Raw genomic sequence first — 19,529 nt, 5'->3', positions numbered from 1 at the left:
CGCCGCCGGCGCCAGCCACCCGCACGGCCAGCGCGCCGGCCGCCGCCGACAACGCCACGCCCGTGGCCGAAGCCGTGACCGTGCCGGCCGCCTCCGCTGCGCCCGACCCCTTTGCGGTACCGGACCAGGTCCCGGCAACCGCCCTGGAACGCGCGCGCCACGCCGCCGCCGGGGTCGACCGCCAGCTGCGCAAGGAAAGCCTGAACAAGTTTGCCACCTATATCCAGCCCGACACCAAACTGGGCATGGCCATCAGCAAGGCACAGAACAAGGACTGGGTGCTGGAGCAGAGCTCGGACCTGGGCGATGGCGTGACCATGAAGCGCTACCGCAAAGGCAACCAGGAGTATTGCGAATACACCAATCTGGTCGGCGCCCGGGGCCAGGACCCCTTCCGTGACGGCAATAAGACAAAGGTCATGACTTGCCCCTGATGAGCCATGTAGAATGTCGTTCCCGTGGAAAAAGCTGATCAAGGTCGATAACGTTTATGTGGTTCAAGAATCTCCAGGTTTACCGCCTGCCTGCCCCTTGGGCATTTACGCCAGAACAACTCGAAGAAGCCCTTCAGTCGCAAGCCTTCTCCCCCGCCAGCAGCAATGAGCTGATGCGCCAGGGTTGGGACAAGCCGCGCCCGAACGGCGGCCTGGTGCACGTCGTCAACAAGCAGATGCTGCTGGTGCTAGGCACCGAGAAAAAGCTGCTGCCATCGACCGTGGTCAACCAGGTGGCCAAGGCGCGCGCCGCCGAGCTGGAAGAGCAGCAAGGCTTCGCCCCCGGCAAGAAAGCCATGAAAGAACTCAAGGAACGCGTGCACGACGAACTGCTGCCGCGCGCCTTCACCATCCGCGGCAACACCTGGTGCTGGATCGACCCGGTCAATGGCTGGCTGGTGGTCGATGCCGCCAGCCCGGCCAAGGCCGACGACATCATCAAGATGCTGCTGAAAGCCGTCGACCGCATGCCGATCGAAAGCCTGCGCGTGCAGCGCTCGCCGGTCGGCGTCATGACCGCCTGGCTGCAGGACGACGAAGCGCCGGCCGGCTTCACCGTCGACATGGACACCGAACTGCGCGCCACCGGCGAGAGCAAGGCCGCCGTGCGCTACGTGCGCCACACCCTGGAGCCGGAAGAAGTGCGCCGCCACATTGCCGCCGGCAAGCAGTGCACCCGCCTGGCCATGACCTGGGACAGCAAGATCAGCTTCGTGCTGACCGAGGCGCTGGCCATCAAGAGCGTCAAGCCGCTCGACGTGATGAAGGAAAACGACGCCGTCACCCGCAATGACGACGAGCGCTTCGACGGCGACTTCATGCTCATGACCGGCGAGCTCAACAAGTTGCTCAACGATGTGGTGGAAGCCCTCGGCGGCGAAGCCAAGGCCTGAACCTTTTATTTTGCAAGTATTTCGGCCGGGCAATGCCCGGCCATTCCCCCTGTAGCGGCGCCGCTACTGTCGTTTTTTTAGGCAAGGTATTGCCTTCCGGAATTAATCAGGGTCCTTTTGTGGTAACCTAAGCAGTCCTTAGGCATGGCGGGTGACCCATGAGCACGATCACAGATATGACCACCGCCCAGCTGGCGGCACTGACGGTGACGCAAGTCGCAGCGATCTCCACTGCGGACTGGGCAGCGCTGAATGCCGGCCAGATAGCTGCGTTTTCACCGACGCAAATGGCAGCGGTGGCAGGCGCGCGCCTGGCGGCCATCCCCACCGCCAACCTCAGCGCCCTGACGCCGGCCGTGATCGCCGCGCTGCGGCCGCTGAACGTGAATGGGGCCGCGAGTGTCAATACCGGCTTCCTGTCCGCCCTGAACACGGCCCAGATCGTCGCACTGACCCCGCAACAGGTGGCAGGCCTGACCTCGCGCAGTTTCGCCAGCATGAGCACGGCCAATATCGCGGCCATGCAGGTGGAGGATTTGCGCGCCGTGTCGCAAACCGCCCTGAAAGGCATGACCGCAGAGCAAATGGCCGCCATCACCACCGCGCAGGCCAGCGCCCTGGCCACGCGCCAGGCCAGCTCCCTGAGCACCAGGGCCATCGCCGGCATGGAGCTGCAAGACCTGGTGGTGCTCAGCAGCGATTTCGTGCGCGCCCTGGGCACTGCCCAGCTGGCGGCCTTCAGCACCGCCCAGATCGAAGCCCTGACCAGCGGCCAGATTGCCGCCCTGATCGGCGCCCAGATGCGCGCCTTCGGCACCGACGATATCCTGGCCCTGTCCACCGCCGACGTGGCCACCCTGCGCAGCAGCGCCATCATGGCCCTGAGCACGGCGCAGCTGGCCGTGATGACCAGCGCCCAGTTGGAGGCGCTCACCACCGCCCAGTTCGGCATCCTGAACAGCCGCCAATTGGCGGCACTGCCGTCCGATATGATCGCTTCCTTCTCGACCAGCGAACTGGCCGCGCTCGGCACGCGCATCATGACCGCCCTCAGCTCGGTCCAGCTAAGCGCCTTGAGCACGACCCAGATCGCCAGCCTGAGCTCGGGCCAGATCGGCGCCCTGCGCAGCAGCTCGCTGCAAGGCTTGAGCAGCAGCCAGATCGCCGCCTTGACCACCGAGCAGGCCAGCGCGCTGAAGGCCGTCCAGCTGAACGGCTTGTCGAGCGCGGCCCTGGTCGCGATTGAAACTGCCGACTTTGCCGCGCTCAGCACGGGCGCGATTGCCGGCCTGAGTTCCGACCAGGTCAGCCTGCTGACCAGCAGTCAGATCGCGGCCATGACCTCGAAGCAGGCGGCGGCCCTGAACACGCGCCACTTGGTCGCGCTGTCGAGCAGCGCCTTGTCGCAGCTGAGCACTACCAGCATCGCCGGCCTCAGCCGCAATCTGCTGAATGGGCTGCGCAGCGACCAGGTGGCAAGCCTGAGCACCGACCAGTTGCGGGCTCTCGGCACACGCCAGTTAGAAGCGCTCTCGACCAAAGGCATCCAAGGCCTGCAAACCACCCAGTTCACGGCCCTGACTTCGGTCCAGTTGGGCGGTCTGACGCCCAACCAGTTTGCCGCGCTGTCGACCGACAATATCAGCGTCATCGCCACCAATGCCATTGCCGGGTTGCGCACGCACGTGATTGCCGCGCTGACGTCGGAACAGATCCCGGTACTGGGCGCCGGCGCCGGCAGCCTGTTCGACAGCCTCACCTCCAGCCAGTTCGCCGCCCTGCGCAGCAGTGCCATGGCCGGCCTGACCACGGCCCAGGTCGTGGGGCTCAGTACGGAACAAGCTGCCTTGCTGAGCAAAGGCCAGCTGTCGATGATCTCGACCGAAGATATCGCCGCGATGGAAACGGCCGATCTGGCCGTGGTGCGCACCGCCAGCATTAGCGGACTGACGACCGACCAGATCATTGCGCTCGGCACGCACCATATCGCCGCGCTCACCACGGCGCAGATAGCAGCCTTGACCAGCCGCCAGTTCCTGGCGCTGGCCGACGATGACCTGGACAGCCTGACCTCGCTGCAAGTGGGAGCCCTGAGCACCGGCGCCTTGCGCCAACTCAGCTCCAGCCATATTGCTGCCCTCAGCACGGCGCAACTGTCGGCGCTGAGCACGCGCCAGGTGGGCGCGCTCCAGACCGCCGCGCTGGCGGGCCTGAAAACCGAACAAGTCGCTGGCTTGAGCAGCCAGCAGTTCGCGGGACTGAGCGCCGTCCAGGTGAATGCCCTGTCCTCCGACGCCATGGCCGCGATTGAAACGGCGGATATCGGCGCCCTGCGCACCAATGTCATTTCCGGCATGGAGAGCGAGCAGTTTGCCATGCTGAACACGGCGCAACTGAACGCGCTGAATTCGGCCCAGTTCCGCGCCATCGGCAGCCGCCAGATCGCCGGCCTGTCGACCGACTTCATCGCCGCCCTGGATACCGAAGGCTTGTCGGCGCTGAGCACCGGCGCGCTTGCCGGCCTGAGCAGCGCCCAATTGCTGGCGCTGAGCAGCGACCAACTCGGTTCGCTGGGTTCGCGCCAGTTCATGTCGCTCAGCACCAGCGCCCTGGCTGTGCTGACCAGTTCGCATGCCTTGGGCTTGACCTCCAAGCACATCGGCGTGCTGAGCAGCAAGCAGCTGGCGGCCCTCTCGACCGATGCGTTTGCCGCACTCGATACCGGCGATATCGCCTCCATCAAAGCCACTGTGTTTGCCGGCCTCGATGAGGACAAGATCGCCGCCCTGTCGACCCTGCAGATTGCCGGCCTGACCACCGCCCAGGTGGCGGCGTTGACGTCGCGCCAATTGGAAGCGCTGTCGACCGACGATATCGTTGCCCTGGAAACCCTCGACCTGGCTGCCATGAAGGGCCTGGTCCTGCGCAGCATGTCGACCATGCAGGTGGCGGCGCTGCAAACCCAGCAGGTCATCGCCATTTCGACCGTCCAGATTAAATCGCTGACGGCGCAGCAATTGGCGGCCATGTCCACCACGCAGCTGAAGGCCTTTACGACGCAGCAAGTTGGCGCCGTCTCCACCGCGCAAATCGCGCTGATGAGTGGCGAGCAGTTGCTGGCGTTCTGGCAGACTCCGATTGCGCTCGACCTCGATGGCGGCGGCGTGCAAACCCTCGGCCTGGCGGCTGGCGTGCAGTTCGACGTCGATGCCGACGGTCAATCCGGCCAGACCGGTTGGGTCGGCCAGGGCGACGGCATGCTGGTGCGCGACCTGAATGGCGACGGCATCATCAACGATGGCGCTGAACTGTTCGGCAGCGGCACCAGGCTTGCCGACGGCAGTAAGGCAAAAGATGGTTACCAAGCCTTGTCCGAACTGGACAGTAACAAGGATGGCGTGATCAGCGCCGCCGACCGGGCCTATGGGGAATTGCGCATTTGGGTTGATGCCAACGCCGACGGCATTACCCAGTCCGGCGAGCTCAGCACACTGGCCCAGCGCAATATCGCCGAGCTCAACCTTGCAGCCCAGGCCATGCATCGCCAGCAGCAAGAAAACATCGTCGGCCTGGCATCGAGCTATACCACGACCGATGGCACGCAGCATGAAATGGTCGACGTCTGGTTCGCCCAATCACCGCTGAGCAAAGCCGTGAGCGAACTGGCGCAGGCCATCCGCACTGGTGAAGCACCGGCCAGCCTGCCGACCCCATCCAGCCTCACCATGCCGCCGGGGCAGAGCAGTTCGGCCACGCTGGCCGGCGCCATGGCGGCCGTCATGCAGGACTACGACGCCAACGGCCAGCGCCTGCTGGCAGGCACCTCGGCCGCCGCCAGCCACACCAGGCTGGACGCGCTGGAACCGAAGGCGCGCCACGAGGTGCTGGCGCTGCCCAACAAGTCCTGACGCGGGCAGGCAAACCGTCAGAGCGGCTGGAACACTCCAGCCGCTTTGTTTTTCTGCACGTTATCCCAGGCAAAGATCTGGCCATTCATCGCCACATACACGCCCGGCGGCAGCACTTGCGCCACGCCGCAGGCAAAGCCCATATTGAAGAACGCGTCCGAATGATCGATCTCGTAAGGGATCATGGCGCCGGTGAAGACGATGGTCTTATCCTTGATCGCCGGGCCCAGCACCGCTGCGGTTTGCGGCATGGTATCGGTACCGTGCACGATGACGATCGCCTTCTCGCTGGCCGCCTGGCAGGCAGCCAGCACGCGCTGGCGGTCGGCCTCGACCATATCCAGCGAATCGAGCAGCGACACCACTTCCAGCGCGCACGGCGTGGTGATGCGCGCACGCTTGATAGCCGCCGGCAAATGGCTTTCAGCGAAGGCCAGCGTGCCGTTCAGTTCGTTGTAATGCTTGTCGAAGGTGCCACCGGTGGCAATGATGCGCAGGGTCATGATGAATTAAAATGAAATCAATGAATGGCGAGCATGATAGCCGAAAAAGTTTGCGTACTTCGGCTGGCATTCCGCCCAACGGTTGACTACACTGGCTTCTTTGCCCGGCACCACCATGAAAGCGCTCGCCCCCGGAACCGTGATTTTCCACCGCTATCGCGGCTACGGAGTCATCACCGCAGTGAACCTGCTCACAGGCTGGATTTCCGCCCGCTTCGGCAACGAAGCGCGCACGCTCGACCTGAATCTCTCCAGCGACGAGGTGCAATTTGCCGATGGCGAAGCGATCCTGTTCCGGCGCGCCCCGCCCGACCGCATGCCGCACGCCCGGCTGATGGCCGTGGTGCGCGAGTTGCACCGCGCCGGCTACCAAAAGTTATACCTGTACTCCTGGCCCAAGCCCTCCGGCCTGCACTGGCGCTGGCACTTGTTCACCGGCCCGCGCGACTGGATGCAGCGCTCCTGGCGCGAAGGCTGGTACGGCTCCGGCGCCGACTACATCTTCAACCCCGTCATGGGCTGGGGCGACCAGCCCGGCGCCAGCACCGAGGAACTGGTGCACGCCCTGGCCCGCTTTGACCCGCAAGGCCTGGCGCAAGCGCTGGGCCGCGACGAAGACCACAGCGCCTGGTTCGCTCAGGTGTGCGACGCCCTCTTGCCCGGCTATATGTACAGCCTCGACATGGCGCGCGCGCCCGGCGCCCCGCTGACCGAGATGCCGCCCGTCCCGGTGGTCCCCGTGCGCGCCAACCTCAAGCCCTATAGCGGCCCAACGATCGCCTGGCCCCCAGGCTGGGCCGGACTCTGGAGCCAGCCCCACATCCTGCCCCCGGCCACCCAGTCCGTGCCAACGGCGGGGTGAGAAGGGTTCAGCGGTTGATGTGGGCGACAAGGTTTTGGAAGGCGTGGCGGAAGTAGAGCTCGTAGCTGTCCTGCTCGACGTAGCCGAGGTGGGGCGTGCAGAGCACGTTCGGCATGCGCAGCAGCGGCGAGCTTTCCGGCAAGGGTTCAGTTTCGAAGACATCGAGCGCGGCGTAGCCGGGGCAGCCGGCGCCCAGCGCGGCTTCCAGCGCGCCGGGCGCCACCAGCTCGGCGCGGCTGACGTTGACGAACAGGGCGTCGGGCTTCATGCGCGCCAGGTCGTCGCCCGTCACAATGCCGCGCGTGGCGTCGGCCAGGCGCAGGTGCAGCGACAGCACATCGGCCTCGGCAAAGAAGGCGTCGCGCGAGGCGGCGGCCTGGTAGCCATCGGCCACGGCGGCGGCGCGGCTGCCAGCGCTGCCCCAGACCATCACCCGCATGCCGAAGGCCTTGGCGTAGCCGGCCACCAGCTGGCCGATCTTGCCGTAGCCCCAGATTGCCATCGTGCTGCCGGCCAGCACCTTGCCCAGCGTGTTGTGCTCATGCCGGATCGATACCTGCTGCCATTGGCCGTCGCGCAGCTTGCCGGCGTACTGGAACAGCTTGCGCCGCGCCGCCAGCACCAGGGCCCAGGTCAGCTCGGCCGGCGCGGTCGGTGAACCCGCGCCTTCCAGCACCGTAATGCCGAGATCGCGGCAGGCCTCCATATCGATATGCCCGCTCACCTTGCCGGTCTGGGAAATGACTTTCAGGTTCGGCAGCTTCGACAGCAACGCGCGGTTGAAGGCAGTGCGTTCGCGGATCAATACCAGCGCCTCGAACGGCGCCAGGCGCGCCACCAGCTGGCCCATGCCGCGCACGGAATTGGTGAACACCTTGACCTCGTGCCCGGCCAGCAGGCTAGTGCATTTCAAGCCACTGGTTGCATTTTGGTAATCATCAAGGATGGCGATTTTCATGGCAGTTAGCAGATTTTGTGATGAAAATGGTAGGGAAATAACGGGATTGTGAATATCTGGAATAGCCTACTACTTTGCTCAACCATTATTCCTACATTTTTGTCGGAAAGGCCGGGACGCAGGTGTACAATCGGCGCAATTCAGGGAGCCCAAACCGGCTCCAGCAGCACATGTTCCAGCGCCTGTGCCCACCCCCGCCAGGCGCGCGCGCCCTCGAGAAATCGGGCGCATCGACAGAACCGCCGTACTCCGCCGAAGCATCCTGTCTTCAGCGCGCAAGCTATCAGCTGACGACGATTCCTGCCGTGCCGGGACAAGACAGAATTCTTTATTGGCATTGGAGGTACTATGAATCAGCCCGTTATGGGAGGCGTCGCAACAATGAACGCGCCAGCTTACATCAAACAGCAAAAGCTGATCAATTGGGTGGCGGAAGTCGCCGCATTGACCAAGCCTGAACGCATCTACTGGTGCGATGGCTCGGCGGAAGAATACGACCGCCTGTGCGCGGAAATGGTTGCCGCCGGCACCATGAAAAAGCTGAACGAAGCCAAGCGCCCGAATTCCTACCTGGCTTGCTCCGACCCATCCGACGTTGCTCGCGTGGAAGACCGCACCTACATCTGCACGCAGACCAAGGAGGAGGCCGGCCCGACCAACAACTGGATCGACCCGCAAGAAATGCGCGGCACCCTGAACGGCCTGTTCGACGGCTGCATGGCCGGCCGTACCATGTATGTGGTGCCGTTCTCAATGGGCCCGCTGGGTTCGCCAATCGCCCACATCGGCGTGGAACTGTCCGACTCGCCCTACGTGGCCGTCAATATGCGCACCATGACGCGCATGGGCAAGGCCGTGTACGACGTGCTGGGCACCGATGGCGAATTCGTGCCGGCCATCCACACTGTCGGCAAGCCGCTGGCGGCCGGCGAGAAGGATGTGCCATGGCCATGCAACCCGACCAAGTACATCGTCCACTTCCCGGACACCCGTGAAATCTGGTCCTACGGCTCCGGCTACGGCGGCAACGCGCTGCTGGGCAAGAAGTGCTTCGCGCTGCGTATCGCCTCCACCATGGGCTACAAGGAAGCCCAGGCTGGCGGCGACGGCTGGCTGGCGGAACACATGCTGATCCTGGGCGTGGAATCGCCAGAGGGCAAGAAGCACTACGTGGCGGCCGCCTTCCCATCGGCCTGCGGCAAGACCAACTTCGCCATGCTGATCCCGCCGGCGACCTTCAACGGCTGGAAAGTCACCACCATCGGCGACGACATCGCCTGGATCAAGCCGGGCAAGGATGGCCGCCTGTACGCGATCAACCCGGAAGCAGGTTACTTCGGCGTGGCCCCTGGCACCAACACCAAGACCAACTCGAACTGCATGTCCTGCTTGAACGAGAACACCATCTTCACCAACGTCGCGCTGACCGACGATGGCGACGTGTGGTGGGAAGGCCTGACCAAGGAAGCTCCGGCGCACCTGATCGACTGGCAAGGCAAGGACTGGACCCCGGCGTCCGGCACCAAGGCATCGCACCCGAACGCCCGCTTCACCGTGTCCGCCACCCAGAATCCGGTGATCGACCCGGCCTGGGATGATCCGGCCGGCGTGCCGATCTCCGCCTTCATCTTCGGCGGCCGCCGCTCCACCACCGTGCCGCTGGTGACCGAAGCGCGCAACTGGATCGAAGGCGTCTACATGGCCGCGACCATGGGCTCCGAAACCACCGCCGCTGCTGCCGGCCAGCAGGGCGTGGTGCGCCGCGACCCGTTCGCCATGCTGCCGTTCATGGGCTACAACATGAGCGACTACTTCCAGCACTGGCTGGACATGGGCAAGCGCCTGGAAGGCAAGGGCGCCACCCTGCCGAAGATCTTCTGCGTCAACTGGTTCCGCACCGACGAGAACGGCCACTTCGTGTGGCCAGGCTTCGGCGACAATATGCGCGTGCTGAAGTGGATGCTGGAGCGCGTGGAAGGCACCGGCGGCGGCGTCGAAAACATCTTCGGCACCACCCCGCGCTTTGGCGACATCCAGTGGGATGGGCTGCCATTCACCGCCGAAGAGTTCGAGACCATCACCTCGATCGACAAGGACGCCTGGCGCGCCGAACTGAAGCTGCACGCAGAACTGTTCGACAAGCTGGCTTACCACCTGCCGCAAGAGCTGAAGGACAATATGGCCAAGCTGGAGCAACGCCTGAACGGCTAAGCCCCATTGCTTAAATGAAATGTCCACTTCGGGGCCAGGAACCGAAGTGGACATTTTTTTACCGTTGCTTCCGACGACGACGCAGGACTGTGGCTAAGCCCATCAGCCCCACACCTGCCAGCATCGCGCTACTTGGCTCAGGCACTTGTGCAGGGTTTCCCCCGTCGGTCGCATCCACCAGAAACACCTCTGAGGCGAAGCCAAATGCGCCGACGAAGACCATTTCGGCAAAATCCGGTGCAACGCCAAGATCTTCTATGTGGAAAGACGCCTCAATGCCAGTGAACTCGAAAGGTTCGCCGAAATTAATAGCCCAAGAACCCACGCTGACGCCCAGGCCTGTGTCGTCAGGGAAAAGGCCTGGAATCGGCATAGATACTGGTTTGCTAGCGAGTTGTTTCAGCGAGCGCCAGCCGGTGAAGTGGGCTTGAACGCGGGACGTCTTGGTGTCCGGTGCGCCCCACCCCCCTAGAGGCATGCCGTCGGCTTTCTTGATCGCAGCGCCGAAGTGACGTATATCCCAACCTGGGTATGGGCTAGGCACATCCCCCATGCGAATGGCTTTTCCATCCGAAAAATTGATCTTTAAATGCACGTCATCGCCCGATGCGAAAATCGGTTGCTCTGCTAAATTCAGGCGGCCGCTGATCGATATGAGGTTATTGTAGTAGAGAGGCGAAAGTTCTACAGTGCCAGTAATAGAGATCGTTGCTGCGTTGGAGGTGTTGGCAGCTACCGCCAGTGCTGCGGTGCAAATGATTTTGAAGACGCGATTCATTATAGAGAAGTGTTGTCAAAAGAGTATAACAATAGCACAAATGTAATATTATGTTACTTAATTATCAACTCGATGTGTTGATCAACGCGCAGCGAAGGCGCATGTGACAGCCTGGTCTTGACACCGGCTGCCCAGTAAGCGCAGAATCGCGCTCAGTAGTTTTTATTAACCAGAATTAACGAAAGGACGACCATGCCACGTACGGCTATCACATCGCAGCAACATCGATAGCCCCCAGCGTACGCGCTCGGGGCCGGCACTTATGCCACCCGAGCCGGTCGTTCTTCCAACACGAACCCCGGCCAGGAAACTCGCCGGGGTTTTTGTTTTTACGCCCCGGCATAACGAAAGACGTTATGCCAATCAAGCAAAGCCTGCACAAAGGCCTGGTGCCTGTGCACATCTATACGGATGACATCGATCATTCGGCTATCCAGCAACTGCTGAATATTTCCAACCTGCCGATCGTGCATCCGCACGTGGCGGCCATGCCGGATGTGCATTCCGGCATCGGCGCCACCGTGGGCAGCGTGATCCCGACGCGCGGCGCCATCATCCCGGCCGCCGTCGGGGTCGACATCGGCTGCGGCATGAACGCGGTGCGCACCACGCTGAGCGCCAGCCAGCTGCCGGACAACCTGGCGCGCGTGCGCAGCGCGATCGAAGCCATGGTGCCGGTCGGCTTCGCGCAGCATGCCTTCGACAAGGTACGCGGCTCGGCCCATGCACGCGTCGGCCGCCCGCTGAACGACCGCCTCGACCGCATCGTGGCGCGCCACAAGGGCATCATGAAGATGCAGCACAAGTTCGCGCAAACCTGGATCTGCCAGCTCGGCACGCTGGGCGGCGGCAACCACTTCATCGAACTGTGTATCGATGAGGAGCAGCGCGTCTGGATCATGCTGCACTCCGGCTCGCGTGGCATCGGCAACGTGATCGGGCGCTATTTCATTTCCGCCGCGCGCAAGGAGATGATGCGGCACAAGGTGAACCTGCCGGACCGCGACCTGTCCTACTTCAGCGAGGGTTCGGCGCTGTTCGACGACTACCTGGAAGCGGTCGACTGGGCGCAGGACTACGCCATGCTGAACCGGCGCGAAATGATGCGGCGGGTGGTGGCGGCATTGGAGCCGCACGTGCCGCCCTTCAAGCTGGACGGCGAGGCGATCAACTGCCACCACAACTACGTGGCGCAGGAGGCGCACTTCGGCCACAAGCTGTATGTCACGCGCAAAGGGGCGATCTCGGCGCGCGCGGGCGAGCTGGGCATCATCCCCGGCAGCATGGGCGCGCGCAGCTACATCGTACGCGGCAAGGGCAACGAGCAAGCGTTCTGCTCCTGCTCGCACGGCGCCGGCCGCCGCATGAGCCGCAGCGAGGCGAAGCGCAAATTCAACCGCTTCGACCTGGCCGAGCAGACGCAAGGCATCGAATGCCGCAAGGACGGCGGCGTGGTGGATGAAATCCCCGCCGCTTACAAGGACATCGACCAGGTCATGGCGCACCAGTCAGACCTGGTGGAAATCGTGCACACGCTGAAGCAAGTCGTGTGCGTGAAAGGATAAATAATGAAGGTGACGATCAAACTCCCCAAGCCGCGCAACCCGCTGGCCGTGCGCGCGCGCCAGCGCAAGGCGGGCAGCCATAAACGCAGCGAACCTTCGCGCCAGGTGCAGAAGCAGCAACTGGCGCGGCAACGCTGGGATGACTAGCCGCTACTGGCCGGAAGTGGTCGGCATGGGCGGCAACCCCAGCATCTTGCGCCGGATGTCGAGCGCGCTCTCGTCTTCAATGATGACGGGTTTGCCGCTGGCGAGCTGGGTGCCGTAACGCTGCGGCTGGCCTTTCGCCACCAGCAGCCGGTCTTCGGCCTGTGCCAGCTGGGCGCCCGGCACATCGTTCTGGGCCTGGGCTTCGCGCAGGGCGGGCAGCAGGGCTTCCATCTCTTTCGGCGGCGTGCGCATCAGCACGGTGAAGGCGTTGGCCGCCAGCTCGGGGCCGGCGAAGCGCGCGCCGGGCCAGCCGTGCGAGGTGATGATGGTTTTCAGCCGTGCCAGCTCCTTGCGGTCGCGCGCGGCGTCGCGCTTGCCGGGCGCGCCCATGCTTTCCAGCGCGCGGATGGCGGCCAGTTCGCGCGCGTCAAGCACCTTGCGCCGCACGATGATTTCCTCGCCGGTGATGGTGGTGCTGCCGCTACTGCTGCTGCCGTTGCGGATGGTCACGCGCACATTGCCGCGGGCACGGGTGACGCCGCCTTTCTCATGCTCGACCTGATTGGCCTCGACCTGCAGGCTGTGCGGCGGGCCGACCGGCAGCTGGATGCGCGCGACTTCCTTGCCGGCCGCCAGCGTATGCACACTGATCCGGCTGGGCTCGGCAGCGAGGGCTAGCTGGCAGGCCACCGCCAGCATCACTGGCGCAATTTTGTAGATGCTTAACATAAACAAACAGTAGCAAAGGCCGGGTGCGGGCGGAGCACGGATGGACGCTGTGAGAATGCGTGACTTTTCCCGCCGGGTGCGGGCGCTATCATGCCGTCTCTTCAAACCAAGGATGAGTAATGGCAGAACTCGAAGTAGCCAAGCATGGCAAGAACGTCGTCACTATGGCCGCCAGCAAGGAGCACGGCCTGGCGCATAAGCTGAAGGAAATCGCGCTGGAAATCGCGATCATCGTCTTTGCGGTTAGCATCAGTATCTGGTTCCATAGCATGAGCGAGCACCGCCATGAACAGAAGCAGGTGCAGGTATTCCTGCTGGGCTTGAAAGCGGACCTGTCGCGCGATATCAAGCAACTGGCATGGCTGGATGAGGCGTACCGCGCGTCCGACGACGGCTTCCGCTACCTGGCCGCACTCGATCCGAAGGGCTCACCTGATGCGGAAAAATTCGAACGCGCGTATGAGATGACTTTCTCGAATCGTTTCTTCGGCCCGGTCACCAGCCGCTTCGAGGGTTTCAAGTCGAGCGGCAAGCTGATCAACATTGAGGACCAGGAACTGCTGAACGACATCATGACGCTGTACCAGGAGAACCACCGCGCGATCGCGTATTCCGAGCGGGGCTGGAGCAACAACCACGACAAGCTGCGCAACTACCTGGACGTGGCGCTGGAGTCGGGCGACAGCATCGAGCAGCGCTACCGCGCGCTGAACACCGTGAACGGCAAGCGGCTGTTGCGCAACGCGGCCACCTATAAGCAGGTGTACGAGCGCTATGCCGCGACTGCCAAACTGAGCGAGAAGATCATCCAGCGCATTGATGTCCTGTACAAGCCAAGCTGAGTAGATTTTTATACAAAGTTTTTCTTGACACTACATTCCTGAAGAGCGCAGAATCAGCGCTCATCAGTTTTTCATTCACCAGATTAAGAAAGGACGACCATGCCACGTACGGCTATCAAGTTTATTAATACCAGATAGCCCTGTGCGCGTGCGCTCGGGGCTGCTGGCGAACTGCCACCCCCCGAGCCGGACGTCCCACGACGAGACCCCGGTAAGGAAACTTGCCGGGGTTTTTGTTTTTTGGTCCCGGCGCAATGAGGAGGAGAATCATGGAGATTCAACTGAGAGCCGTCACGCGGCAAAACTTCGACGCCATCACCGACTTGCAGCTGCTGGACCACCAGCGCTCATACATCGCCAGCAATTCGTATTCGATCGCGCAAGCCAGCTTCTACCCGCAGATGCAGACGCGCGCCATCTATGCCGGCGAAGAACTGGTCGGCTTCCTGATGTATGTCGACCTGGAGCTGGAAGGCCACCTGAATGAGTTCGGCGTCTGGCGCCTGATGATCGACAGCCGCCGCCAGGGCCAGGGCTATGGCCGCGCGGCGCTGCTGCTGGCGCTGGCGGAAATCCGCGCGCGCGGCGGCGTGCGCAAGATCTGGATCAGCTACTTGCCGGATAACGCCCTGGCGCGCGAGCTGTACGCCAGCATCGGTTTCGTCGAAACGGAAATCGACGAGGACGGCGAGATGAACGCCATCCTGGAGCTATGATAAAGAAGAAGGAGTCCACAATGAGACCATACCAACGCTTCCTGAAGAAGTGGATCACGACCAACCTGCACGTGGTCAACAAAGAAAATTTCGCCAATATCGCCGAACTGGAACTGCATGCGCACCAGCAGGATCACGCGGCCAACACCCTGTACGCCATCGCGCAGGCGAGCTTCCACCCGAACTACCACTGCCGCGCCATTGCCGATAAGGATGGCGTGGTCGGCTTCCTGATGTACGCCGCGCCCGGGGCGGAGGATGAGGCGGGCGACTACACCATCTACCACCTGATGGTGGACCGGCGCCACCAGGGCCGCGGCCACGGCCGCCGCGCAGTGGAGCTGGCGCTGGCGGAGATCGGCAAGCACGGCGACGTGCAGCGCATCTGGACCAGCTACCAGCCGGACAATGCCGTGGCGCGCGAGCTGTACGCCGCCTGCGGCTTTACCGAGGCCGGGACGGAGGAGGACGGCGAGCTGTACGCCGTCTGGACGCCGGACCCGTATTGAACCGCTTGCTATTTCGCACAGGTGTGCTAAAGTGAGGCCCATGGATACCCCAACCGCCAAGAGCGAAGCGACTTTCGCCACCATTCTCGACGCCGCCCTGGAAATGGCGGCGGCGGAAGGTATCGGCAAACTGTCGCTGGGCGAGATCGCCAAGCGCACCGGCATCAGCAAGAGCGGGGTGTTTTCGCGCGTCGGCTCGCTGGAGCAGCTGCAATGCGCGGTACTGGACGAATACGACCGCCGCTTCGCGGCCGAAGTCTTCATGCCGTCGCTGGCGCTGCCGCGCGGCCTGCCGCGCCTGATTGCGCAGGTGTCGTCCTGGTTCGAGCGCGCCGCCGACGAGGGCTTGCGCACCTCCTGCCTGTACACGGCGGGTGCTTTCGAGTTCGATGATTTCGACGGCAGCGTGGTGCGCGACCGCCTGGTGCAGGGCGTGCTGGCCTGGCGCGCTTCGCTGCGCAAAACGGTGCTGCAGGCAATGGAGGCGGGCCAGCTGCGGCCCGACACCGATCCCGAGCAGCTGGTGTTCGAGATTAACAGCATGGTGGTGGGCCTGCTGCACGACGCGCGCTTCCTGCATGACGTGCAGTCGCCGCGCCATGCGCGGCGCGCCTTCAACCGCCTGATTTCAACGTACAAGAGTTTTAACGACTTGTGACTTTGGGTTGCCGCAGGTCTGCCTGCGGCCTTTTTTTGTTGTTAATTCGCACGGGTGTGCGAAATGGAGTGGAAAATGCGCTACTTACTTTTATTGCTGCCGGTGGGGATTTACTTCATGAGCCATAGCAGCCTGTGGGGCATCCTGCGCGGGCTGCCGAAGAACAACAGCGATTTTGGCGAACACTATTAAGGAGCGGCCATGGTTCTCGATTTCTACTTCGACTTTGCCTCGGGCTATTCCTATTTCGCAGCGCGCCGCATTGAATGGCTGGCGGCGGCCAACGGCGCCACCGTGCGCTGGCACCCGGTGCTGCTGCCGGCCCTGACGGAGGTCACCAAGGTGCTGCCGTCGCCGCTGGTGCCGTCCAAGTGGCGCTACGTGTCGCGCGACACGGCGCGCACCGCGCAGGAGGAAGCCATTCCCTTCAATCCATCCAGCGCTTTCCCGCAAATGCTGGTGGCGCCCGGCCGCGCCATGCTGTGGATACGCGCCGCGCACGGCGAGCAGGCGGCAGTGTCGTTTGCGCGCACCTGCTTCCAGGCCTATTACGCGGACGGCGTGGACATTGCCGACAAGGCGGTGTTGCTGGGGATTGCGGAAGCGCAGGGCATCGATGGCGCAGCCTTCCTGGCAGGACTGGAGGACCCGTCGATCAAGGCGCAGTTCAAGCAGGGCAATGAGGAGGCGCTGGCGCAAGGCGTGTTCGGCGTGCCTTTCGTGCTGGCGGACGGCGAGCCGTTCTGGGGCTACGACCGCTTCCCGCAACTGGAGCGCTGGCTGGCGGCCGCCCGCCGCGCCGCTTAAGGCTGCAGCCAGGCGAACTTGGCGTAGAAGGCTGCCTTCTGCAAAGCCAGCTTGGTGTACGCGTATTTGACGTTGGCTTCTTCCGCGCTGCAGGCGGCATGGGTCACCACGCCGTCGGCTTCGTTCTTCTTGAGCGGCAGGTTCTCTGTCACGGTGAAGCCGACTTCCTCGTGCAGCTGCACGGTCAGCCAGTTATAGGACAGCACACTGACCACGCTTTGCCGCAGGCCCAAATGGCTGAAGGCCCAATGCAGCAGGGCCAGTTCGGCCAGGAACACCAGGTTCGGGTTGCCGCCGTCCACGCCGCGCATGAAGTTATCCAGTTCGCCGCTGACGCCGTTCACGTCGGCCAGGCCCAAATGGCCGACAAAACGCCCGGTATCGTCGTACATCAGGAACAGCAGGCGGTTCTCTTGCGCGACCGACAGGTTCTTCAGGTAGCCGTGCGCTTTCTCATAGCTCGATTCGAACTGGGTCAGGAACATGCGCATGGCGCGCTTGCGCCAGCCGCTGATCAATTCGATCTTCTCGCGGTCGCCGAGCAGCCACTCGCCGACGGGCACCAGCTTGCCGACGGCTTCGCCCTGCGCGTTGGCGACGGGGATTGCCAGCGCCTCGGCTTCGGCAAAGGTGGCCGCCTTCATCTGGCGGATCAGGGCTTGGTATGTCATCTCAGGCTTTCTTGAAGCGGTGGCCGACGGCCACGTTCTCAACGCGGATCCGTTTCGGCACCATATGCGGCTGCAGGCGCTCCTTCAGGAATGCCATCAGGGCGTCTTTGTCAACCGCGCCTTCCGTGGTGGGCTGTACCATCAGTTCCACGTGCTGCCCGGTAATCGGGTTTGGACGGGCGGTCGCCTTGACCAGCGACACATGGGGGAAGGTCAGCGCCACGCGCTCCACTTCGGAGGCCATGAATTTCAGGCCACCCACATTGATCACATCGCTGACGCGGCCGGTGACCTTATAGTAGCCATCCTTCACGTCCACCACGTCCTTGGTGTCATACCAGCCTTCCTCATCGAAGGGGGAGGGCGCGTTCAGGTAGCCCAGCATGCGCGAGGACGAGCGGATTTTCAGGACATTGTCCACCACCTTGGTCTCCACGCCCTCGCCGCCGACTTTCATGTATAGGCTGTCGCGCGCTTCGGACTTGACGCGCACGATGCCCAGCTCCGACATGCCGAAAGTCTGGCGGAAATCGACGTTCGGCAGCAGGCGGCACAACTCGTCCAGGGTCGGCTGGTCCATGCGTTCGGTGCCGTAGGTGACCACTTGCAGGCAGGCCGGCACCTTGTCCGGCACCGCGCCGCTCATCAGCATCATGCGCAGGAAGGTCGGCGTGGTCGGCAGCACTTCCACATCGTACTTGGCGCAGGTGGCGAGGATCGATTCCACGGTGCGCGACTCAGGCGCGATCACCACGCCCTTGTTGAACAGCGTGTGCAGCAGGGTGTTGATGCCGCCGATATGGTCGAACAGCAGGAAGTTAATGGTGCGCAGGGTCGGGCGCGGCGTTTCAAAGCGCTTCAGGAACAGGGTCAGGTCGTGCAGGATGGCTTTGGGCCGGCCGGTGGTGCCGGTCGAGAACAGGACCAAACCGGCATGGCCCAGTCGGCGCAGGCTGTCGATCAGCTCGTGCTGGCCGGCGTGGCTGCGGCGCGTGACCTGGCTGCCGTTCACCACCACGTCCACATGGGCCGATTCAAAGAAGTACTCGTGCTCGTGCGTCGTTTCCACCGTCAGCGGCACCACGATCACACCTAGGTCGATCAGCTGCAGCAAAGTGAGGATGGCGGCGGGATTGAAGTCGCCAATGATGGCGACCACATCGCCCTGTTTGATGGCCGACAGGTCGACCGGCGCCTGCGCAGTCACGTCCGAGAAATACAGCTCCTGTCCGGCATGGACCAGGAAGGGATAATCAACGCCACTCCAGATAGCCGACAGCTTTTCCAAGAGCTTCATCATGCTCCTCCGACGTGTAACACCTGGCCAGAAATCGAATGGCTGCGCGGGTCCAGCAATATCTCCACCAGATCCGCCACCGCCTCTTTGGTAAATTGCTTGGGAATGATTTGCTGCGCAACGATGTTCTCGATCTGCTTGCTGGTGATGCCCTTGAGCAGGCTGGTGTCGATCGGGCCCGGCGCGATGCAGTTCACCTTGACGTTGAAATCAGCCATCTCGCGCGCGAAGGCGCGGGTAAAACCCTCCACGCCGGCTTTCGAGGCGGCGTAGATCGACTCGCCCTTCAGGCCCAGGGCCACGGCGATGGTCGAGAAATTAATGATGGAGCCCTGCTTATGGCGCAGCATCAGCGGCGCGACCAGCTGGCAGCAGTAGATGGTGCCCAGCAGGTTGGTGTTGATGATCTTTTGCGCGGTGCTGGGTGGGGTGGTCACGGCCAGGTTCATGGAGGCGATGCCGGCGGCGTTCACCAGGCCGGTGACGATGCGCCCGTCTTTCTTCAGGTGCTGGGTCACGGCTTTGACGTCGTCGTAGGACGAGACATCACAGGCCATGGCATCGAAGGGCAGGCCGTCGACATTGCGTGCCAGGCCAAACACTGGCACATTGCTGGCAACCAGGCGGTCACAGATAGCCCTGCCTAGTCCTTTGCTAGCGCCAGTGACGACGATCATTTCTGGGCTTCCATCTGGCTCAGGAATTCCGCCGCCAGCGAACCGGCGGTGCGGAACATGCTGCGCGAGCGCGACATGGCCGCCTCGGACGTCCAGTCAAACTCAAAGCCGAGGTCACCGGCCTTGTCTTCCAGCGCCAGGCAAAGTTCCACCAGTTTCATGGAATCGAGCACGCTCTCGCCGCCGATAAGCGCCATGTCGTCCGTAATCACGATGCTCTTGTCTTCGAGCAGTTGGGAGATTTGGGCAAAGACTGCCGCTTTGATCTGGTCAGTGGACGACATATGGGGTTCCTTAATGGGGA

20 protein-coding genes are annotated in these 19,529 nt (G+C 63.0%); 12 read left to right on the top strand and 8 right to left on the bottom strand.

Features of this window, described 5'->3' with window-relative positions:
- The 3 genes from GTP41_RS19705 to GTP41_RS19695 all read left to right on the top strand — a co-directional run.
- On the top strand, positions 1-434 hold a 434-nt coding region (locus GTP41_RS19705), incomplete at its 5' end, for a hypothetical protein (protein WP_161027285.1).
- Positions 435-490: 56 nt separating this feature from the next.
- Complete coding sequence (locus tag GTP41_RS19700; protein WP_161027284.1) at positions 491-1,387, top strand: recombination-associated protein RdgC; 897 nt, start codon at positions 491-493, stop codon at positions 1,385-1,387.
- 158 nt (positions 1,388-1,545) lie between these two features.
- Complete coding sequence (locus GTP41_RS19695; RefSeq protein WP_161027283.1) at positions 1,546-5,295, top strand: SPM autocatalytic domain-containing protein; 3,750 nt, start codon at positions 1,546-1,548, stop codon at positions 5,293-5,295.
- Positions 5,296-5,312: 17 nt separating this feature from the next.
- On the opposite strand, the gene GTP41_RS19690 is transcribed toward GTP41_RS19695, so the two are convergent.
- Positions 5,313-5,798 carry an asparaginase domain-containing protein gene (locus GTP41_RS19690; RefSeq protein ID WP_161027282.1) on the bottom strand — a complete coding sequence of 162 codons (486 nt, stop codon included), beginning with the start codon at positions 5,796-5,798 and terminating at the stop codon, positions 5,313-5,315.
- A 115-nt stretch (positions 5,799-5,913) separates the two neighbouring features.
- Here GTP41_RS19690 and GTP41_RS19685 point away from each other — a divergent pair, with 115 nt between their 5' ends.
- Positions 5,914-6,660, top strand: a complete 747-nt coding sequence (locus tag GTP41_RS19685; protein ID WP_161027281.1) for an L-asparaginase — start codon at positions 5,914-5,916, stop codon at positions 6,658-6,660.
- Positions 6,661-6,667: 7 nt separating this feature from the next.
- Here GTP41_RS19685 and GTP41_RS19680 read toward each other — a convergent pair whose 3' ends face one another.
- Positions 6,668-7,618, bottom strand: coding sequence for a D-2-hydroxyacid dehydrogenase family protein (locus GTP41_RS19680; protein ID WP_161027280.1), 951 nt, complete (start codon positions 7,616-7,618; stop codon positions 6,668-6,670).
- A 348-nt stretch (positions 7,619-7,966) separates the two neighbouring features.
- Between GTP41_RS19680 and GTP41_RS19675 the strand changes: the two genes are divergently transcribed.
- Complete coding sequence (locus tag GTP41_RS19675; RefSeq protein ID WP_161027279.1) at positions 7,967-9,829, top strand: phosphoenolpyruvate carboxykinase (GTP); 1,863 nt, start codon at positions 7,967-7,969, stop codon at positions 9,827-9,829.
- 58 nt (positions 9,830-9,887) lie between these two features.
- On the opposite strand, the gene GTP41_RS19670 is transcribed toward GTP41_RS19675, so the two are convergent.
- Positions 9,888-10,607, bottom strand: coding sequence for a PEP-CTERM sorting domain-containing protein (locus tag GTP41_RS19670; protein WP_161027278.1), 720 nt, complete (start codon positions 10,605-10,607; stop codon positions 9,888-9,890).
- Between the two features lie 356 nt (positions 10,608-10,963).
- Here GTP41_RS19670 and GTP41_RS19665 point away from each other — a divergent pair, with 356 nt between their 5' ends.
- A complete protein-coding gene (locus tag GTP41_RS19665; protein ID WP_161027277.1) occupies positions 10,964-12,172 on the top strand; it encodes an RtcB family protein in 1,209 nt (402 codons plus the stop codon).
- A gap of 3 nt (positions 12,173-12,175) precedes the next feature.
- Positions 12,176-12,319, top strand: coding sequence for a hypothetical protein (locus GTP41_RS27190; RefSeq protein WP_202419811.1), 144 nt, complete (start codon positions 12,176-12,178; stop codon positions 12,317-12,319).
- A gap of 3 nt (positions 12,320-12,322) precedes the next feature.
- Here GTP41_RS27190 and GTP41_RS19660 read toward each other — a convergent pair whose 3' ends face one another.
- Positions 12,323-13,048, bottom strand: coding sequence for a DUF6624 domain-containing protein (locus tag GTP41_RS19660; protein ID WP_161027276.1), 726 nt, complete (start codon positions 13,046-13,048; stop codon positions 12,323-12,325).
- 119 nt (positions 13,049-13,167) lie between these two features.
- On the opposite strand from GTP41_RS19660, the gene GTP41_RS19655 reads away from it, so the two are divergent.
- From GTP41_RS19655 to GTP41_RS19635, 5 genes are all read left to right on the top strand, one after another.
- Positions 13,168-13,890 carry a hypothetical protein gene (locus GTP41_RS19655; protein WP_161027275.1) on the top strand — a complete coding sequence of 241 codons (723 nt, stop codon included), beginning with the start codon at positions 13,168-13,170 and terminating at the stop codon, positions 13,888-13,890.
- Positions 13,891-14,159: 269 nt separating this feature from the next.
- Positions 14,160-14,606 carry a GNAT family N-acetyltransferase gene (locus tag GTP41_RS19650; protein WP_161027274.1) on the top strand — a complete coding sequence of 149 codons (447 nt, stop codon included), beginning with the start codon at positions 14,160-14,162 and terminating at the stop codon, positions 14,604-14,606.
- Between the two features lie 20 nt (positions 14,607-14,626).
- On the top strand, positions 14,627-15,115 hold the full coding sequence (locus GTP41_RS19645; RefSeq protein WP_161027273.1) for a GNAT family N-acetyltransferase: 489 nt from the start codon (positions 14,627-14,629) through the stop codon (positions 15,113-15,115).
- 40 nt (positions 15,116-15,155) lie between these two features.
- Positions 15,156-15,773: a TetR/AcrR family transcriptional regulator gene (locus GTP41_RS19640; protein WP_161027272.1), complete on the top strand. Its 618-nt coding sequence runs from the start codon at positions 15,156-15,158 to the stop codon at positions 15,771-15,773.
- A gap of 201 nt (positions 15,774-15,974) precedes the next feature.
- On the top strand, positions 15,975-16,580 hold the full coding sequence (locus GTP41_RS19635) for a 2-hydroxychromene-2-carboxylate isomerase (protein ID WP_161027271.1): 606 nt from the start codon (positions 15,975-15,977) through the stop codon (positions 16,578-16,580).
- On the opposite strand, the gene GTP41_RS19630 is transcribed toward GTP41_RS19635, so the two are convergent.
- Genes GTP41_RS19630 through GTP41_RS19615 form a run of 4 tightly spaced genes read right to left on the bottom strand, consistent with a single transcriptional unit; the run spans position 16,577 to position 19,509 of the window.
- The gene (locus GTP41_RS19630) at positions 16,577-17,251 is read right to left on the bottom strand and encodes a hypothetical protein (RefSeq protein WP_161027270.1); all 675 of its coding nucleotides are present in this window, start codon (positions 17,249-17,251) and stop codon (positions 16,577-16,579) included. The genes GTP41_RS19635 and GTP41_RS19630 overlap by 4 nt on opposite strands.
- A gap of 1 nt (position 17,252) precedes the next feature.
- Positions 17,253-18,551 (bottom strand): class I adenylate-forming enzyme family protein, encoded by a 1,299-nt coding sequence (locus GTP41_RS19625; protein WP_202419810.1) that lies wholly within the window; start codon positions 18,549-18,551, stop codon positions 17,253-17,255.
- Entirely contained in the window at positions 18,548-19,225 is a 678-nt protein-coding gene (locus GTP41_RS19620) for an SDR family oxidoreductase (RefSeq protein WP_161027269.1), read from the bottom strand. Before GTP41_RS19620 ends, GTP41_RS19625 begins: the two co-directional genes overlap by 4 nt.
- On the bottom strand, positions 19,222-19,509 hold the full coding sequence (locus GTP41_RS19615) for an acyl carrier protein (RefSeq protein WP_161027268.1): 288 nt from the start codon (positions 19,507-19,509) through the stop codon (positions 19,222-19,224). The genes GTP41_RS19620 and GTP41_RS19615 overlap by 4 nt, the downstream gene beginning before the upstream one ends.
- Positions 19,510-19,529 lie beyond the last annotated feature (20 nt).

Origin of the sequence: Pseudoduganella guangdongensis (assembly GCF_009857475.1) — a bacterium.
In the GTDB taxonomy this organism is placed as follows: Bacteria; Pseudomonadota; Gammaproteobacteria; order Burkholderiales; family Burkholderiaceae_D; genus Rugamonas; species Rugamonas guangdongensis.
Note: the sequence above shows the minus strand (reverse complement) of the source record. Positions and strands in the feature narration are given on the sequence as shown.

Excerpts from the sequence above, each read along its gene's own strand:
- GTP41_RS19700 (WP_161027284.1), top strand. The coding sequence starts at position 491 with ATGTGGTTCAAGAATCTCCAGGTTTACCGCCTGCCTGCCCCTTGGGCA.
- GTP41_RS19695 (WP_161027283.1), top strand. The coding sequence starts at position 1,546 with ATGAGCACGATCACAGATATGACCACCGCCCAGCTGGCGGCACTGACG.
- GTP41_RS19690 (WP_161027282.1), bottom strand. The coding sequence starts at position 5,798 with ATGACCCTGCGCATCATTGCCACCGGTGGCACCTTCGACAAGCATTAC.
- GTP41_RS19685 (WP_161027281.1), top strand. The coding sequence starts at position 5,914 with ATGAAAGCGCTCGCCCCCGGAACCGTGATTTTCCACCGCTATCGCGGC.
- GTP41_RS19680 (WP_161027280.1), bottom strand. The coding sequence starts at position 7,618 with ATGAAAATCGCCATCCTTGATGATTACCAAAATGCAACCAGTGGCTTG.
- GTP41_RS19675 (WP_161027279.1), top strand. The coding sequence starts at position 7,967 with ATGAATCAGCCCGTTATGGGAGGCGTCGCAACAATGAACGCGCCAGCT.
- GTP41_RS19670 (WP_161027278.1), bottom strand. The coding sequence starts at position 10,607 with ATGAATCGCGTCTTCAAAATCATTTGCACCGCAGCACTGGCGGTAGCT.
- GTP41_RS19665 (WP_161027277.1), top strand. The coding sequence starts at position 10,964 with ATGCCAATCAAGCAAAGCCTGCACAAAGGCCTGGTGCCTGTGCACATC.
- GTP41_RS27190 (WP_202419811.1), top strand. The coding sequence starts at position 12,176 with ATGAAGGTGACGATCAAACTCCCCAAGCCGCGCAACCCGCTGGCCGTG.
- GTP41_RS19660 (WP_161027276.1), bottom strand. The coding sequence starts at position 13,048 with ATGTTAAGCATCTACAAAATTGCGCCAGTGATGCTGGCGGTGGCCTGC.
- GTP41_RS19655 (WP_161027275.1), top strand. The coding sequence starts at position 13,168 with ATGGCAGAACTCGAAGTAGCCAAGCATGGCAAGAACGTCGTCACTATG.
- GTP41_RS19650 (WP_161027274.1), top strand. The coding sequence starts at position 14,160 with ATGGAGATTCAACTGAGAGCCGTCACGCGGCAAAACTTCGACGCCATC.
- GTP41_RS19645 (WP_161027273.1), top strand. The coding sequence starts at position 14,627 with ATGAGACCATACCAACGCTTCCTGAAGAAGTGGATCACGACCAACCTG.
- GTP41_RS19640 (WP_161027272.1), top strand. The coding sequence starts at position 15,156 with ATGGATACCCCAACCGCCAAGAGCGAAGCGACTTTCGCCACCATTCTC.
- GTP41_RS19635 (WP_161027271.1), top strand. The coding sequence starts at position 15,975 with ATGGTTCTCGATTTCTACTTCGACTTTGCCTCGGGCTATTCCTATTTC.
- GTP41_RS19630 (WP_161027270.1), bottom strand. The coding sequence starts at position 17,251 with ATGACATACCAAGCCCTGATCCGCCAGATGAAGGCGGCCACCTTTGCC.
- GTP41_RS19625 (WP_202419810.1), bottom strand. The coding sequence starts at position 18,551 with ATGATGAAGCTCTTGGAAAAGCTGTCGGCTATCTGGAGTGGCGTTGAT.
- GTP41_RS19620 (WP_161027269.1), bottom strand. The coding sequence starts at position 19,225 with ATGATCGTCGTCACTGGCGCTAGCAAAGGACTAGGCAGGGCTATCTGT.
- GTP41_RS19615 (WP_161027268.1), bottom strand. The coding sequence starts at position 19,509 with ATGTCGTCCACTGACCAGATCAAAGCGGCAGTCTTTGCCCAAATCTCC.